We start from the raw sequence: 16016 nt of genomic DNA on the forward strand, positions 1-16016 counted from the left end.
TTGACGCCGCGCGCCCCTTCGCCGACACCGCGCGGATGGGAGCCGCGCATCTCACCGTCGATCTCGATGCCGTCGCCGCCAACTGGCGCGCCCTCGATGCCCTGTCCCAGCCCCATGTCGAGACCGGAGCGGCCGTCAAGGCCGACGGCTATGGCACGGGTGCGACGGACGTGGCGCGCAAGCTCCATGCCTCAGGTGTACGAAGCTTCTTCGTCGCCGTCGCCTCGGAAGGGGTCATCATCCGGCGGGCAGTCGGGACGGACGCCGACATCCATGTCTTTTCCGGCCACATGCACGGCGACACCGACCTTCTGCAACAGCACCGACTGATCCCGATGCTCAACGCGCCCGAGCAGGTCGCTCGGCACTTCCAGTCCGCTCCCGGTCACCCCTTCGGCGTCCAGCTCGACACCGGGATGAACCGCCTGGGGATGGAGCGCGGCGATTGGGACGCGCTCAAGTCCGAGTTGATGGATGCAGGGCCGCGCCTCGTGATGAGCCACCTCGCCTGCGCCGACGAACCAGACCATCCGATGAACGCGCAGCAGCTTCACAGCTTCCGCACCATGACGGACGGCATCGCGCATCGCCGGTCGCTCGCCGCGACGGGCGGCATCCTCCTCGGAACCGAATACCACTTCGATCTCGTGCGCCCCGGCATCGGCCTTTATGGCGGTCGGCCTTTCGATGATGCGACGCCCGTCGTCGCCCTCTCCGCTCCGATCGTGCAGACCCGCATCGTGCGGCCCTTCGAGACCGTGGGGTACGGCAACACCTGGACCGCCAATGTCGAAAGCTGCATCGCCACCATCTCGGCCGGCTATGCCGACGGGCTGATCCGCGGCTTGGGATCCAACGGTCGGGTCTGGGCGGGCGACGTCCCCTGCCCCATCGTGGGGCGCGTGTCGATGGACCTCATTACCGTCGACGTGACCCACCTCGAGGAGATCCCCGAGACGCTCGATATCCTCGGCCCGCACCAATCGGTCGACGACCTGGCCGATGCAGCGGGCACCATCGGCTACGAGATCCTGACCTCGCTCGGCCACCGCTATGCCCGCCACTACGAGGGCGCCGCATGAGCCTTCTCGCCGCCGTCGGACGGGCGGTGCTGGCGCTTCTCGCCGCCATCGGTCGCACGGCGCTTTTCGGGATCGAGACCGTCTCGCACCTGTTTCGGCCACCCTGGTATCCCCGAGAGTTCGGACACGCGCTGCTCCAGATCGGCTACTTCTCCCTCCCCGTCGTCGGGCTGACGACCATTTTCACCGGTGGCGCGCTGGCGCTTCAGATCTACGCTGGTGGCGCGCGCTTCTCGGCCGAGGCGGTGGTGCCCCAGATCGTCGCCATCGGCATGGTGCGCGAGCTTGGTCCCGTCCTCGTCGGCCTGATGATCGCCGCCCGCGTCACCTCGTCCATCGCCGCCGAGATCGCCACGATGAAGGTGACCGAGCAGATCGACGCCCTCGTCACCCTGTCGACGCACCCGATGAAGTACCTGACCTTGCCGCGCGTCCTCGCCGCGACGCTCGTCATGCCGCTGCTCGTGGCCGTGGGCGACGTCATCGGCATCTTCGGCGGCTACGTCGTCGGCGTGAACCGCCTCGGCTTCAACGCCTCGACCTACCTGCGCAACACCATCGACTTCCTCGAACCGCTCGACATCGTGTCGTCCATGACGAAAGGCGCCGTCTTCGGCTTTCTCGCGGCGCTGATGGGGTGCTACTACGGGATGCAGTCCGCCCGCGGCGCGCAGGGCGTCGGCAGCGCCACCAAGACAGCCGTTGTCGCGGCAAGCGTGCTGATCCTCGCCGCCAACTTCATCCTCACCGAACTGTTCTTCGCCGCATGATCGAGCTTCGCGACGTCCACAAGGCCTTCGGACCCAAGGAGGTTCTGCGCGGGATCGACCTGTCGATCGGCAAGGGCCGCAGCATGGTCATCATCGGCGGTTCGGGGACGGGCAAGTCGGTCTGCCTCAAGTGCGTCCTTGGCCTGATCGAGCCCGACCGAGGCATCATCACCGTCGACGGTCAGGACGTGACGCGCCTTCGCCAGGGCTCGTCCGAGCGCGACGCCTTCCTCGCGCGGTTCGGGATGCTGTTCCAGGGCGGCGCGCTGTTCGACTCTCTGCCCGTCTGGCAGAACGTGGCCTTCCGCCTGTTGCGCGGCTCGCTGAAACGTCCCTGGACCGAGGCCCGCGAGATCGCCATCGAAAAGCTGCGGCGTGTCGGCCTGTCGCCCGATGTGGCCGACCTTTATCCGGCCGAGCTTTCGGGCGGGATGCAGAAGCGCGTCAGCCTCGCCCGCGCCATCGCGGCAGAGCCCGAGATCATCTTCTTCGACGAACCGACAACGGGCCTCGACCCGATCATGTCCGGCGTCATCAACGACCTGATCCGCGAGATCGTGGTCGAGATGGGCGCCACCGCCATGACCATCACGCACGACATGACCAGCGTGCGCGCCATCGCGGACGAGGTCGCGATGCTGCACCGGGGAAAGATCCGCTGGACCGGCCCCGTGACCGAGATGGACGCAAGCGGCGACCCTTACCTGACGCAGTTCATCACGGGCAGTCCCAACGGACCGATCGAGACGCTTCGGTAATGACCCTCGGCGAGCCGGAGCAGACCGAGTTCTTGCATTCTTGCAACAATTCGGTTCCCAGACGGAAACAGTCGCGGGACAAGTTACGCATTTTTAACGACAATGCGCGATATGCCGCGTCGGGGTGGCAGACGGAGTCATAGAATGGACATCCTCAGCCCGTTGTTCCTTCTCCTTTTCAAGACCTTCGTGGTCGTTCTTCCGATGACCGTCGGATGGCTGGCGTTTCGTCGGCTGATGCTGTCGAAGTCGGCCAACTCGTGGATTTACGCCTTTGCCTGCCTCTTAGCGGCGATCACGGCGGCCGGCCTTGCGCCCTGGACCCTCGGCCTCGCACGGGCAAGCTGGGTGTTCTTCATCCTCGCCGCGTTCTGCCCCGCGATCTGGATCGGTGTCGTTCTCTTGTGCGACGTCTCGCGGCGACAGCGGTACGAGGCCGACCCCTTGACCGATGTCGTCCTGACATTCACGTCACGCCAGCGGCCCGCCCCCCTTGTCCTTGAGGATCCGGACACACCCGGCACACCGGTGCCCGTCTTCCGGCACAGCAAACCGTCGCTGCCGTCGATCTTCGACAAGGGGCCGTTCCGACCAGCCCGCAACCCCGTCACGCGCACCCGGATGCTCATGTCCATCGCGCGGGACATGCGCGGCAACGGCTCGTCCGACACACGGCGGCCGAAGCTTCTTCCTGCGCCGGATACTCTGGAGTTGCCCTTTCTCAGCAGGGGTTGACAGGCCGCGACTGATTGATCCGTGTTTGGAAACAAATGGTTTCACGCGGAACTCTCGACACTCCCATGCGTAGTTCCGGTGCGACAGGCGGAAATTCGCCGAGTGCCGGATAGGTGGTGATCGATGTCCAAGGTCGGTTTTTGGTGGTGGGCGAGGGCGATGCAGGTTGCGTCGATGGTATTCGTCCTCGGTTTGGTGCTGTGTGTCGGTGGAACCTTCCTCCTGTCGCTTTCGGGTCTCCTGCCCCGGCTGGAGGTTCCTCTCGTCCTCTCGGACGGCAGCGTCCGGGAGGCGGGACTTCTCCTTCATGGCGCGGCTTTCGCGCTGACCCTCCTCCTCCTGGCCTACATGCCGGCGAACTGGCGCATCCTCGCGCTTGAAACGTCGCATCGCAGCTTCCGGATGCGGATGGAGGATGTGGCGAACGCCTATTGGGCCGCGCACCGCGCCGACCGCACCGGTGTCTTCAACGTCTCCAGCGAATACGACGCTGTCCGCGAACGTCTCATCTGGCTGAAAGAGCATCCCGACCTCGGCCATCTCGACGCCGACCTTCTCGAGGTCGCGGCCCAGATGAGCCGGGTCAGCGAGGGCCTCGCAGAGCGTTATTCCGACGAAGCCGTTGCGCGCGCCCGCGACAGCCTCGAGGCACGCCAGCGCGAAGCCGACCAGATGGAGGTGCGGATCGCGCGGGCTCTGGAGGTCACCCGCGATCTAAGACAGTGGAAGAGCCGCGTCGAGATCGAGGAGGACGTCGCCGTCTCTCGGATGAACCAGCTCATCGCGGAACTCGACACGCTGACGGAAGAACTGGGTCTGTCGCCCGTTCGCCGTCGTCGCGACCCGCAAGTCCTGGAGCTTCCCCAGCTGCCCCGCCCCCGGCCTGCGGCGGTCCCCGCCGAGTGACGCGCCGATGCGCTTGCCCCCGCTTCGGGGGGCAGGCATGAAGGCCGCATGGCGAAGTCCCCCTCGTTCACCTGCACGAATTGCGGCGCGGTCCACGCCAAGTGGTCCGGCCGCTGCGACGACTGCGGCGCATGGAACTCGATCTCGGAAGACGTTCCGCTCTCATCCGGTCCATCGACCAAGGGTCTGGGTGCTTCGCGCGGCAAGACGATCGCGCTAAGCGACCTGTCCAGCGCCGATGCACCGCTTGCCCGCACCTTGTCCGGCCTCGACGAGCTTGACCGCGTTCTGGGCGGCGGCCTCGTCCCGGCCAGCGCGATCCTCGTGGGGGGAGACCCGGGCATCGGAAAGTCGACGCTCCTCCTCCAGGCCGCGGCGGCCTTCGCGATGGCGGGCCTGAAGGCGGTCTATGTTTCGGGCGAGGAGGCGGCGAGCCAGGTGCGCCTCCGCGCGCAACGTCTTGGGCTGGCCGAGGCGCCCGTTCGCCTCGCTGCCGAAACGAACCTGCGCAACATCCTGACCACTCTTGAAAAAGAGGCGCCGCACCTCGCCATCGTGGATTCGATCCAGACCATGTGGCTCGACACCGTCGACAGCGCTCCGGGATCAGTCAGTCAGGTCCGAGCCACGGCACACGAGCTCACGACCTTCGCCAAGCGCACCGGGATCAGCGTCATCCTCGTGGGGCATGTCACCAAGGACGGCCAGATCGCAGGCCCCCGCGTCGTCGAACACATGGTCGACACCGTGCTTTATTTCGAGGGCGAGCGCGGCCACCAGTTCCGCATCCTGCGTGCCGTCAAGAACCGCTACGGCCCCGCCGACGAAATCGGCGTCTTCGAGATGACGGGTGCGGGGTTGGCGCAGGTCGCCAACCCCTCGGCCCTGTTTCTCTCCGACCGCGAGGCCGACAGCCCCGGTTCGGTGGTCTTTGCGGGGATCGAGGGCACGCGGCCCGTCCTCTGCGAGATCCAGGCGCTGGTCTCTCCCGCCCCCGCGGGCCAGGCGCGCCGCTCGGTCGTCGGGTGGGACGGCGGGCGGCTCGCGATGATCCTCGCCGTGCTCGAGGCGCGCTGCGGCATCCCCTTCGCCGGGCTCGACGTCTATCTCAACGTCGCGGGCGGTCTCAGGATCACGGAACCCGCCGCCGATCTGGCTGTGGCCGCTGCGCTACTTTCGGCCCGCGAAGATGCACCATTGCCGCAGCGCACTGTGGTTTTCGGCGAAATCAGCCTATCAGGAGGTTTGAGACCGGTCGGCCAGACCGAGACGCGCTTGAAAGAGGCCGCGAAGCTGGGCTTCGAGGCGGCCATCCTTCCCGAGCGCAGCAAGGCCGGAACGGTCGCCGGGGTGAGGGTGCAGCAGATGCCCGACCTGGCCGCGCTGGTGGGTGACGTGTTCGGGGCAGGATAGCCCCTGGGGCAGAGAAAAGACGAGGCAAGACATGGACGGCTTCACCATCATCGACGGCATTGTGGCCGTGATCATCATCCTTTCGGCGGTGCTGGCCTATTCCCGCGGCTTCGTGCGCGAGGTGCTGTCGATCGGCGGCTGGATCGCAGCCGCGGTCGTGGCCTACATCTTGGCCCCCACGGTCGAGCCGCTGATGCGCGAGGTTCCGGTCCTGAAGGACTTCCTCGGCGCGTCCTGCGAACTGTCCATGATCGCCGCCTTCGCCGGCGTCTTTGCCCTGGCGCTCATCATCTTCTCCGTCTTCACGCCGCTCTTCGCGGGCGCCGTGCAGCGGTCGGCCCTTGGCGGCATAGACCAGGGCCTGGGCTTTCTCTTCGGGGTCGCCCGGGGCGTGATCCTCGTCGCAATCGCATATATCGTCTACGAGCGCGTCATCGTCTCGGACCCGATCCCGATGGTGAACGACAGCCGCACCGCCGTCGTCCTCGGCGATCTGTCCGACCGCATCGACGCCGAGATGCCGACCGATGTGCCGGACTGGATCGGCGGGCGCTATGACGAGTTGATCGGGAAGTGCTCGATCCCCGTCGAAGGCCAGTCCTCGGGCACCTGAGTCTCTCCACGACCGATCCTGAACGCCGCGGGCCGCAAGGCATGCGGTTTTCGTTTCCGCGACCCTCAATCTGTACTCTGGACAGTGTGTTCACGTCGGGGAAACAGGGTAATTGTGGCGCCACCTGTTTCGGCCACAACTAATAGAACCCCGCGACTGTGTCGCACAGCGCGACAACCTGCCCGACAAGCAAAGCAACAGCGCATCTGAAACACGCTTAGCGCGAAAACTGTTTCCAAGCTCTGGCGAATAGGGGTGTGTCACGGCTGTTACAGATTACGTCGCATCTTAAACTCGCCCAGATGCTCTGAATTTCTGCCCCACTGTCGACAACAGCCGTTGGCATACAAGCAGCCGTGAACGGGATTGCGGTGGTTCCAAGGTTCCGTGTGATGAGTGAGTGAGTTGGGCGTCGGGTCGGCTGCGAGGCCTCCCGGCGCCGCCCCGGCGGGCCGTTTGGCGGTGCAAGGGTTAGTGAGTTCGACCCGAGTGCGAGTGACGCCAGATACGGCATATGATTTCCTGAAGGCCTGCCGCGTCGGCAGGCCTTCACTTATTTGGAGCCCCGGCCGCTTTTCGGTGCCCGCCCCCGTGACACCACCGGGCGATGGGTCTAAGTAAGGGTCGCATCGCAGCCAGCCGAGTCACCGGATGTCCGATCAACACTCTCCGCGACTGCCGACCACCGACCCATTCGATGATGACAAGCTCCGCGAGGAATGCGGCATCTTCGGTGTGACCGGCGTGTCGGACGCTGCGAACTTCGTGGCCCTCGGGCTTCACGCGCTCCAGCATCGCGGGCAGGAGGCGGGCGGCATCGTCACCTACGAACCCGTCGACGGCTTCCACTCGGCCCGCCGCTTCGGCCTCGTGCGCGACAACTTCACCCGTCAGGACGTCATCGACGGCCTGCCCGGCCCCCTTGGCATCGGTCATGTCCGCTATTCCACCGCAGGCTCGAAGGGCGCGACGCAGATCCGCGACGTGCAACCCTTCTTCGGCGAGTTCAGCATGGGCGGCGCGGCCATCGCGCATAACGGCAATATCACCAATGCCGACGCGCTGAGGCGCGAGCTGATCGGCATGGGGTCGATCTTCCAATCCTCGTCGGATTCGGAATGCATCATCCACCTCATGGCCCGGTCGCTGCAAAAGTCGGTGCCCGAGCGGATGAAGGACGCACTGCGCCGGGTCGAGGGCGCCTTCAGCGTCGTCGCCATGACCCGCACCAAGCTGATCGGCGTGCGCGATCCCCTTGGCGTCCGGCCCCTCGTCATCGGACGCATCGGGCAGGAAGGCTGGGCGCTGTCGTCCGAGACCTGTGCGCTGGACATCATCGGCGCCGACTTCGTGCGCGAGGTCGAACCGGGCGAGATGGTCGTGATCGAGAACGACGCCCTCTTGTCGTATCGACCCTTCGAACACAAGAAGTCGCGCTTCTGCATCTTCGAGCACGTCTACTTCTCGCGCCCCGATTCCACGCTGAACGGCCGTTCGGTCTACGAGACCCGCTCGGCCATCGGCGCGGAATTGGCGAAAGAGGCGCCGGTCGACGCCGACCTCGTGTGCCCGGTCCCCGATTCCGGCACGCCCGCTGCAATCGGCTACAGCCAGCAGTCGGGCATTCCTTACGCCATGGGGATCATCCGCAACCAGTACATGGGCCGCACCTTCATCGAGCCGACCGAGCAGATCCGCAACATGGGCGTGCGTCTCAAGCTCAACGTCAACCGCGCGCTGATCCGCGGCAAGCGCGTGATCCTCGTCGACGACAGCGTCGTACGCGGCACTACCTCGCGCAAGATCAAGGAGATGATCCTCGACGCCGGCGCGGCAGAGGTCCACTTCCGCATCGCGTCGCCGCCGACGGCCTGGCCCTGCTTCTATGGCGTCGACACGCCGCAGCGCGAAAAGCTTCTCGCCGCTACAATGAGCGAGGACGAGATGCGCGAGCACCTGGGCGTCGACAGCCTCAAGTTCATCTCGCTCGACGGCCTCTACCGGGCCGTGGGCGAGGCGAACGGCCGCGATCCGAAGTCGCCGGCCTATTGCGATGCCTGCTTCTCCGGCGAATACCCGGTCGCCCCCTCCGACCAGATCGAGAAGGGCTTCCTGCTGAAGGCGGCCGAGTGAGCCTGGCTGGCGATCCACGCTGGCAGCGCTTCAACGACAGCAGTCGCGCCTGCCCCTGTTGCGGCCAGGCGTTCAGCGGCGTCTTCGATATCGGCTACGATCATCCGGATCCTTGGCCCCATGGCAACCGCGCGCAGAGCGGCAAGGATGTGCTGGCCGTTGGGGATGACAAGCTGACCGCCGACCTGTGCGCCTTCGGCAAATACCGCTTCGTCCGATGCGTGTTGCCCATCCCGATCATCGGTAGCGATCAGCGCTTCGCGTTCGGGCCCTGGGGCAGCGTGAGCCAGGACAGCTACGACATCTATGTCCGCAACTTCTACAATCCCGACGAGCCCTTCGACGGATGCTTCGCCTGGCTGACGAACCAGCTTCCCGGCTTCGAGATCGACGAGCCCCTGCCCTGCAATCTCGTTCCCGGCGCCAACGGGCAGCGGCCCGTCCTTGAGGTACATGACGGCGCGCACGAACTGGCCGAGTTGCAGGAAACCGGCATCACCTTCGACCGGCTTCTGGACATTTACGCCGCCGCCGGCCAGGACATCAGGCCGCATTTGCTGCAATCCTGAACCGCCAGCTCGCAGGCCATGGCGGTTGACGCGGGTCACGCCGGACGCCATTCAGACGCAAAACCGGAGCAGACATGGCCACGCCAGCCCCCTTCTCGCGTTACGAATTCCTGATCGCCTGGCGCTATCTCCGCGCCAAGCGGGCCGAGGGCGGCGTCAGCGTCATGACCTGGATCAGCCTTGTCGGCATCACCCTCGCGGTCGCCGCCCTGATCATCACCCTCGCCGTACGGGCCGGGTTTCGGGACGAGTTCGTGTCGACCATCCTCGGCGCCAACGCCCACGTCACCGTCTACAGCCAGGCCCGCGAGACCGAAACGGGGGGCGTGACGCGGACCATCCCGGACTACGCCGAATGGGCCGAGCGCCTGCGAGGGGTCGAGGGCGTGACCCGCGTTGCGCCGCTGGTGAAGGGCCAGGTCATGGCAGTCCACCAGGAGCAGAACACAGGGCTCGAGGTCTTTGGCATTGCGCCCGAGGACTTGGCCCGGATCGAGAGGATCGCGGATCCCGAGACGGCGCAGGGCAGCCTCGAGGACTTTCCGAATGGCATCGCCATCGGGCGTGAGGCGGCAAGGTCGCTTGGCGTCGGCGTGGGCGACGTCATCCGCGTCATCAACCCGAACGGGGTCCGCAACCCTTTCGGCATGAGCCCGCGGATCAACGAGTACTTCGTCACCTACATCTTCAACTCGGGCCGCTACGACATCGACCGCACCCGCGCCTACCTGCCCTTTGCCGAGGCGCAGACCTACTTCAACCGCGAGGGCGTGGCCGACGAGCTTGAAGTCAACGTCACCGACCCCGAGCAGGTCGACCAGATCGCGCCCCGCCTCGCCGTCGCCGGGGGCGAAGGCGCCTATACCTGGACGTGGAAGGACAGCGCAGGTGGGTTCCTCCGCGCTTTGGAGGTCGAGGACACGGTGATGTTCGTCCTGATGTCCGTTCTCGTCCTGATCGCGTCGATGAACATCATCTCGGGCCTCGTGATGCTGGTGAAGAACAAGGGCCGCGACATCGGCATACTCCGGACCATGGGCCTGACCCAGGGCGCGATCATGCGCGTCTTCTTCCTGACCGGCGCGCTGGTCGGCACGATTGGGACTCTCTTCGGCGTCATCATCGGCTGCCTCTTCGCGATCTACTTTGACCAGATCCTCGCGCTCGTGAACGGCGCTGCCGGTGGCGGCGTGTGGGAGGCGTCGGTGCGCGGCATCTACCGCCTGCCTGCGAAGCTGGAGCTGAACGACGTTCTGTCCGCCGTGTCGCTGTCGCTGATCCTGTCCTGGGGCATCACGCTGTTCCCCGCCCGGCGCGCGGCGCGCATGAACCCGGTTGAGGCGCTGCGCTATGAATGATGCGCTGACGCTGGACGGGATCGGCAAGACCTACAACCCCGGCAAGCCGAACGCCCTGACGGTCCTCGACGGCGCATCACTGTCGTTGAAGCCGGGCGAGGTCGTGGCTCTTGTCGCACCCTCGGGCGCGGGCAAGTCGACGCTCCTGCATATTGCGGGCCTCCTCGACAGCGCCGATACAGGCCGCGTCCTGATCGGCGGAACCGAGATGACACGCCTTTCCGACGCCCGCCGCACCGCAGCCCGGCGCGAGGAAGTAGGCTTCGTCTACCAGTTCCACCACCTCCTGCCCGAGTTCTCGGCGGTCGAGAACATCGTCCTGCCGCAACTCGCGAACGGCGTACCGGACCGCGAGGCGCGGGAGCACGCGCTGTCCCTGATGGCCCGCGTCGGCGTCGAGGGCCGCGCCGACAACCGGCCCGCCGCCCTGTCGGGCGGAGAGCAGCAGCGCGTCGCCTTCTGCCGGGCACTGGCCAACCGTCCCCGCGTCCTTCTCGCCGACGAGCCGACCGGCAACCTCGACCCCGCGACGTCGGACACCGTTTTCGCGGCGCTGATGGACGTCGTGCGGGACACCGGCCTCGCTGCGCTGATCGCGACACACAATCCCACCTTGGCGGCGCGCATGGATCGCACCGTTCGGCTGGAGGGCGGGCGGCTGGTCTAGGCCTTCTGCGTCAGCGCGACGCCTGCCGCCATCAGAGCGATCCCGGCCGCACGCGTGAAGCCGAGCGGCGAGACGCGGGCGCCGAAGAGACCGAAGTGATCGATGGCGGCCGCGGCGGCGAGCTGTCCCAGAAGCACGAAGAACACCGCGTTGCCGACGCCGAAGTGAGGCGCGATGTAGGTGATCGACAGGATGTAGAAGGCGACGAGCACACCCGCAAGGAACAGGTGTCGGGGTTGGCTCGCCAGATGCCTGACGGCCCCCGGCCCTGTCAGCATCACGACCGCAGCCGTCACCGAGAAGGCCACGAGGAAGAGGCACAGCGCCGCCACCGCCGGGCTGCCGATCCGTGCGCCGAGCGCCGCGTTCAGCGCCGCGAGAAGGGGAATTCCGATCCCGGCGAGGAACATGACAGAGGCATAGGCTGCGTTCGGCGACATGCGCCTTGGTGGCACCGCTCTTGTTCTGGATCAAGGCGGATCGTCTCCTCCCGCGCGAGGCTTGCCCGACCAAGGAGGTGACCCATGCGCATGATCCTGACCATTCTGCTTCTTGCCACCCCCGTCTTCGCCGCTGACGTCGAAGAGGGTGCCGACCACTTCGCCGACTATTGCGCGACCTGTCACGGCGTCGAGGCGAAGGGAAACGGGCCGATGGCCGATCTCTTGACTGTCCAGCCCGCCGACCTGACGCAGCTTTCGGCTCGGAATGGCGGCGAGTTCCCTCTCGACCGCGTCGTGCGGCGCATCGACGGCACCATGGACGTGGCCGCGCACGGCGGGCCGATGCCGCTTTTCGGTCTCCTGCTCCAGGGCCCCTCCGAAGCGATAATGGCCCCCGACGGAAGCGAGATCGTCGCCCCGGAAGCCATCGCGATGATCGCGGCCTGGCTTCAGACGGTGCAGGAGGGCTTGTGATGCGTTTCGCCCTTTTCCTCGCCGTCGCCGCCCTGCCCGCCTGGGCCGAGCCCGATCTCGTCGCCGGGCGAGAGGTCTACTTCACGCACTGCGCCGGATGCCACGGCGCCGAAGCCCGTGGCGACGGCGCGCTGGCCGACCTTCTGATCCAACCGCCCGCCGATCTGACGCGCCTGTCACGCGACAACGGCGGGACCTTCCCGGTCTTCCGCGTCGTCCGTCAGATCGACGGTCGCGACCCGATGCTGTCGCATGGCGGAGAGATGCCAACCTTCGGACGTCTCTATGCTTTTCCCGACGGTGCCATCGCCACCGAGACCGGACAGCCGATCATTACGGCACAACCGATCGCCGATGTGGCGGGCTGGCTTGCGACCGTTCAGGAGTAGCGGAATCGCGCCGCGTCCGCTGGCGAAAGAGGAACATTCGCAGCGCTTCAACGTTGTTTCCCCGATACGGATTTGGAAGGAGACAACCATGAACTGGGACCAGATCGAAGGTAACTGGAAGCAATTCACCGGCAAGGTCAAAGAGAACTGGGGTGAATTGACCAACGACGAGATCACCGAGGCCCGCGGCGAGCGCGAGCAGCTGATCGGCCTCGTCCAGTCGAAGTACGGCAAGGCGCGCGACGAAGCCGAGCGCGAAGTCGACACCTGGCAGCGCGACCTGAACTGACCTTTTCCAACTGCCTCAGAACTGGCCGGGCCTTGTGCCCGGCCTTTTTCATGCATTCGGAAGGCCGAGGTGGCACAGGCGCAGGCCGCCGTCGGTCCTGCGCCCTGTCAGTCTACTTGATCTTTTTTCCGCCGATGATCGGTTCGGTCTTGCCCGAGCTGAAGTTGGCGGTCGCCGAGACCTTCGGCTTCTCCTTCTTCGGCTTCTTGGTTTCCTTGTTGCCGCGGTTCTTGTCTTTGGACATGGGGTCTCTCCTGAACGTGCCGCCCGGGCGGGATGCCCAGGGCAGGTCTTGGCATCAGAAGATCAGGGTTGCCTGAGAAGATGTCAGGGCGATGATCCTTGGACGGCAGGCTGGGTGGCCTGTGTGGGTGTGGATCTAAGCCATCGATCCCATTTGGGCAATAGAAGCGCGCTTGGATGGGAAGGCGCGCGTCGCACTCGCGATTGTTGCAGCGTGAGAGAGTTGGAATGAGGTCAGCGCCCGCTCGGAAGTGAGCGTTGCATGGTGTCTCACACCGAAGTGCGGGTGAGAGTGATGAGCAGAGCAATATTGCACCGCAACACCGGCAAGCGGTGGAACGTTGACTAAGTGATTCTCAATTGGGATATTTCAAAGTAGGATTTTCCAACTCGAAGTGGGAAGACCATAGCAAGGAAAAATAGAGCAAGGGTTCTAGTCAGCAAAAACTTTCGGCCCTTTTCGTTTTCGTACCAAGATAGCTGAAGCTCAGCAAATTTCAGCTTTAAGTTTTCAAAGTCTTGCCTTATAGAAACATATTCGTAACCTGCCTCTTCATACAGCCCCGCATCTATTAGTACAGAAGCTGACTGAAGAACATCTTTCATAGGGAGTTGAAATGCGAATAAGCCTCGCAGCTCCAGTGCATCCATCATTTCATAGGCTGCTTTTGATGTCCCAAACTCTGCTTTGGACCAGTCTATTTCCTGAAATTCCAAACCCGGCTTAAGTCCGTCAAATTTCTCTACCTGCATACTTGATCTATTTTTATTCTCCCTTTGCTCCTGAAACCAATCAATAAAAGTAGCTAGCGTGGTATGAGTTGAAGATTCATCTTTCAATATTTCAGCATCTCTGCAAACCAGCATGAGATGCTCAGTTATTACAGGAAGAGAGATTGAAAATCTTTGGGAATTACACCATCTCTCAACAAAAACTCCTGTGTTTCTATTCAAGCGAAAGAGTTCCGATTTGGCAGCATCAATCTGCCGACTTAAGTCGTCAACATTGCTCAAAAAAATTGATGCTAGAACAGCGAAAAAAGTGGAAAAGCCACCAACAGTAACCCACGCTAAGTCAGCAATGCGCCAAGCAGTTACGCTAGAGAGTTTCCAAGCTATGATGAGCGCGAGGAAGGTACCCAGCAAAAAGCCTATTAGAATGCATGGGACTTGGTTGGCCGCTATCCAACCAAGAATGTTATACATCCAGCTCCTCCACGAACCGCGCGTTCTCCTGGATATACCGGAACCGCTCCTCGGGCTTCTTCCCCATCAGCCGCTCCACCAGATCGCCCGTCTCGCCCGCCACGTCCTCGTCGATGGTCACCCGGATCAGCGTGCGCGATTTCGGGTCCATCGTCGTCTCTTTCAGATCCTTGGCGTCCATCTCGCCCAGGCCCTTGAAGCGCTGCACGTCGATCTTGCCCTTGCCGCCCAGCCCCTCGGCCAGCACGCGCTCCTTCTCGGCGTCGTTCGCGACGTAGAGGCGCTTCGCCCCCTGCGTCAGCCGGTACAGCGGCGGACAGGCGAGGAAGAGGTGCCCGTGATCGATCAGCGGCCGCATCTGGCTGAAGAAGAACGTCATCAGAAGCGAGGCAATATGCGCCCCGTCCACGTCGGCGTCGGTCATGATGATGACCTTCTCGTAGCGCAGGTCGTCGACGTTGAAGCGGGTGCCCATGCGGACGCCAAGCGCCTCGCAGAGGTCGTTGATTTCCTGGTTCTGGGTCAGCTTCGACGACGCCGCGCCGAGGACGTTCAGGATCTTGCCCCTTAGCGGAAGCAAGGCCTGGTTCTCGCGGTTCCGCGCCGCCTTGGCCGATCCGCCCGCGCTGTCGCCCTCGACGAGGAAGATCTCGGTCCCTTCCCGCGTCTTCGACGAGCAGTCCGTCAGCTTGCCCGGCAACCGCAGCTTCTTGGTCGCGGTCTTGCGCTGCGTCTCCTTCTCCATCTTGCGGCGCAGACGCTCTTCGGCGCGCAGGACCAGGAAGTCGAGGATGGAGCCCGCCGACTTCGTGTCGGACGCCAGCCAGTGGTCGAAGTGATCGCGCACCGCGCCCTCGACCATCTTCGCAGCGTTCTCGTTCGACAGCCGGTCCTTTGTCTGGCCGACGAACTGCGGTCCCTGGATGAAGATCGACACCAGCGCGCCCGCCCCGGTGGCAAGGTCGTCGCGGTTGATCTGCGCGGCCTTTCGGTTGCCGACGCGCTCGCCATAGGCCCGGATGCCCTTGAGGAGCGCGGCCCAGAAGCCCGCCTCATGGGTGCCGCCCTCGGGCGTGGGCACGGTGTTGCAGTAGGACTGGATGAACCCGTCGCGGGACGGGGTCCAGTTGACGGCCCATTCGACCTTGCCCGGTTCGCCGAACTTCTCGCGGAAGTCGACAGTGCCCGAGAAGGGCGCCTCGGCATAGGTGGTGGCGCCAGACAGGGAGTCCGAAAGATAGTCCGCAAGCCCGCCCGCAAAGTGGAACTCGGCGGAGAGGGGCGTGTCGCCATCGGCGATGGCGGTCTTCCAGCGGATGGTCACGCCCGAGAACAGGTAGGCCTTCGACCGCGCCATCGCGAAGAGGCGGGCGGGGCGCAATTTGAGAGAGCCGAAGATTTGCGGGTCGGGATGGAAGGTGACGGTCGTGCCGCGGCGGTTCGACGCCGCTCCGATCTTCTGAAGTCCACCCGTCGGCACCCCGCGCGAGAACTCCATCGCGTGGACTTCCTTGTTGCGCGCGACCTCGACCCGCAGGTGGTCCGACAGGGCGTTGACGACCGACGAGCCGACGCCGTTCAGGCCGCCCGAGGTCTCGTAGTTGTCGCCCGAAAACTTGCCGCCTGCGTTGAGCGTGCAGAAGATGATCTCCAGGGTCGACTTCTTCAGGTTCGACGGATGAGGGTCGACGGGCATCCCGCGCCCGTTGTCGCGGACGCTTACATGGCCGTTCTCGTGCATCTCGACCTCGATCCAGGTCGCGTGCCCCGCCACGGCTTCGTCCATCGCGTTGTCGACGATCTCGGCCACCATGTGGTGCAGAGCCCGGTCATCGGTGCCTCCGATGTACATGCCGGGGCGCAGACGGACGTGCTCCATGTCCTCGAGAACCTGAATCGACGACGCGTCATAGACCTTGGCCGAGGCGGCGGAGAGGAGGTCATTGGCCATGCTGCTGCTCATATCTT

General features: G+C 64.5%; 18 protein-coding genes. 14 read left to right on the top strand and 4 right to left on the bottom strand.

The genetic code is table 11. The features are described from left to right. Positions 1-35 precede the first annotated feature (35 nt). From alr to EF888_RS16270, 11 genes are all read left to right on the top strand, one after another. Positions 36-1082 (top strand): alanine racemase, encoded by a 1047-nt coding sequence (gene alr, locus EF888_RS16220; RefSeq protein ID WP_109759937.1) that lies wholly within the window; start codon positions 36-38, stop codon positions 1080-1082. Continuing rightward, positions 1079-1852 (top strand): MlaE family ABC transporter permease, encoded by a 774-nt coding sequence (locus EF888_RS16225; RefSeq protein ID WP_109759821.1) that lies wholly within the window; start codon positions 1079-1081, stop codon positions 1850-1852. Before alr ends, EF888_RS16225 begins: the two co-directional genes overlap by 4 nt. Next, positions 1849-2610, top strand: coding sequence for an ABC transporter ATP-binding protein (locus tag EF888_RS16230; RefSeq protein ID WP_109759820.1), 762 nt, complete (start codon positions 1849-1851; stop codon positions 2608-2610). Before EF888_RS16225 ends, EF888_RS16230 begins: the two co-directional genes overlap by 4 nt. Positions 2611-2754: 144 nt before the next feature. After that, positions 2755-3345, top strand: a complete 591-nt coding sequence (locus EF888_RS16235; RefSeq protein ID WP_109759819.1) for a hypothetical protein — start codon at positions 2755-2757, stop codon at positions 3343-3345. Between the two features lie 123 nt (positions 3346-3468). After that, complete coding sequence (locus EF888_RS16240) at positions 3469-4251, top strand: DNA repair protein (RefSeq protein WP_109759818.1); 783 nt, start codon at positions 3469-3471, stop codon at positions 4249-4251. Between the two features lie 48 nt (positions 4252-4299). Further along, a complete protein-coding gene (gene radA, locus EF888_RS16245) occupies positions 4300-5664 on the top strand; it encodes a DNA repair protein RadA (protein WP_109759817.1) in 1365 nt (454 codons plus the stop codon). A gap of 31 nt (positions 5665-5695) precedes the next feature. Beyond that, positions 5696-6277: a CvpA family protein gene (locus EF888_RS16250; protein WP_109759816.1), complete on the top strand. Its 582-nt coding sequence runs from the start codon at positions 5696-5698 to the stop codon at positions 6275-6277. A gap of 651 nt (positions 6278-6928) precedes the next feature. Then, positions 6929-8410: an amidophosphoribosyltransferase gene (purF, locus tag EF888_RS16255; protein WP_109759815.1), complete on the top strand. Its 1482-nt coding sequence runs from the start codon at positions 6929-6931 to the stop codon at positions 8408-8410. Beyond that, positions 8407-8979: a DUF2199 domain-containing protein gene (locus tag EF888_RS16260; protein ID WP_164721736.1), complete on the top strand. Its 573-nt coding sequence runs from the start codon at positions 8407-8409 to the stop codon at positions 8977-8979. Before purF ends, EF888_RS16260 begins: the two co-directional genes overlap by 4 nt. A gap of 74 nt (positions 8980-9053) precedes the next feature. Further along, a complete protein-coding gene (locus tag EF888_RS16265) occupies positions 9054-10337 on the top strand; it encodes a lipoprotein-releasing ABC transporter permease subunit (protein ID WP_109759813.1) in 1284 nt (427 codons plus the stop codon). Continuing rightward, positions 10330-11004 carry an ABC transporter ATP-binding protein gene (locus EF888_RS16270; RefSeq protein WP_109759812.1) on the top strand — a complete coding sequence of 225 codons (675 nt, stop codon included), beginning with the start codon at positions 10330-10332 and terminating at the stop codon, positions 11002-11004. The genes EF888_RS16265 and EF888_RS16270 overlap by 8 nt, the downstream gene beginning before the upstream one ends. Here EF888_RS16270 and EF888_RS16275 read toward each other — a convergent pair. Further along, positions 11001-11444 (bottom strand): DMT family transporter, encoded by a 444-nt coding sequence (locus EF888_RS16275; RefSeq protein WP_109759811.1) that lies wholly within the window; start codon positions 11442-11444, stop codon positions 11001-11003. The genes EF888_RS16270 and EF888_RS16275 overlap by 4 nt on opposite strands. Positions 11445-11528: 84 nt before the next feature. Between EF888_RS16275 and EF888_RS16280 the strand changes: the two genes are divergently transcribed. The 3 genes from EF888_RS16280 to EF888_RS16290 all read left to right on the top strand — a co-directional run bounded on the left by EF888_RS16280 (position 11529) and on the right by EF888_RS16290 (position 12599). Beyond that, complete coding sequence (locus EF888_RS16280) at positions 11529-11921, top strand: c-type cytochrome (protein ID WP_109759810.1); 393 nt, start codon at positions 11529-11531, stop codon at positions 11919-11921. Next, entirely contained in the window at positions 11921-12310 is a 390-nt protein-coding gene (locus EF888_RS16285) for a c-type cytochrome (RefSeq protein ID WP_109759809.1), read from the top strand. Before EF888_RS16280 ends, EF888_RS16285 begins: the two co-directional genes overlap by 1 nt. An 88-nt stretch (positions 12311-12398) precedes the next feature. After that, the gene (locus EF888_RS16290; protein ID WP_109759808.1) at positions 12399-12599 is read left to right on the top strand and encodes a CsbD family protein; all 201 of its coding nucleotides are present in this window, start codon (positions 12399-12401) and stop codon (positions 12597-12599) included. Between the two features lie 112 nt (positions 12600-12711). On the opposite strand, the gene EF888_RS22480 is transcribed toward EF888_RS16290, so the two are convergent. From EF888_RS22480 to parE, 3 genes are all read right to left on the bottom strand, one after another. Next, complete coding sequence (locus EF888_RS22480) at positions 12712-12843, bottom strand: hypothetical protein (RefSeq protein WP_277601024.1); 132 nt, start codon at positions 12841-12843, stop codon at positions 12712-12714. Positions 12844-13187: 344 nt separating this feature from the next. Further along, positions 13188-14048, bottom strand: a complete 861-nt coding sequence (locus EF888_RS16295) for a hypothetical protein (protein WP_126918596.1) — start codon at positions 14046-14048, stop codon at positions 13188-13190. Continuing rightward, positions 14041-15999: a DNA topoisomerase IV subunit B gene (parE, locus tag EF888_RS16300; protein WP_109759936.1), complete on the bottom strand. Its 1959-nt coding sequence runs from the start codon at positions 15997-15999 to the stop codon at positions 14041-14043. The genes EF888_RS16295 and parE overlap by 8 nt, the downstream gene beginning before the upstream one ends. Positions 16000-16016 lie beyond the last annotated feature (17 nt).

This window comes from Silicimonas algicola (assembly GCF_003970735.1).
GTDB lineage: Bacteria > Pseudomonadota > Alphaproteobacteria > Rhodobacterales > Rhodobacteraceae > Silicimonas > Silicimonas algicola.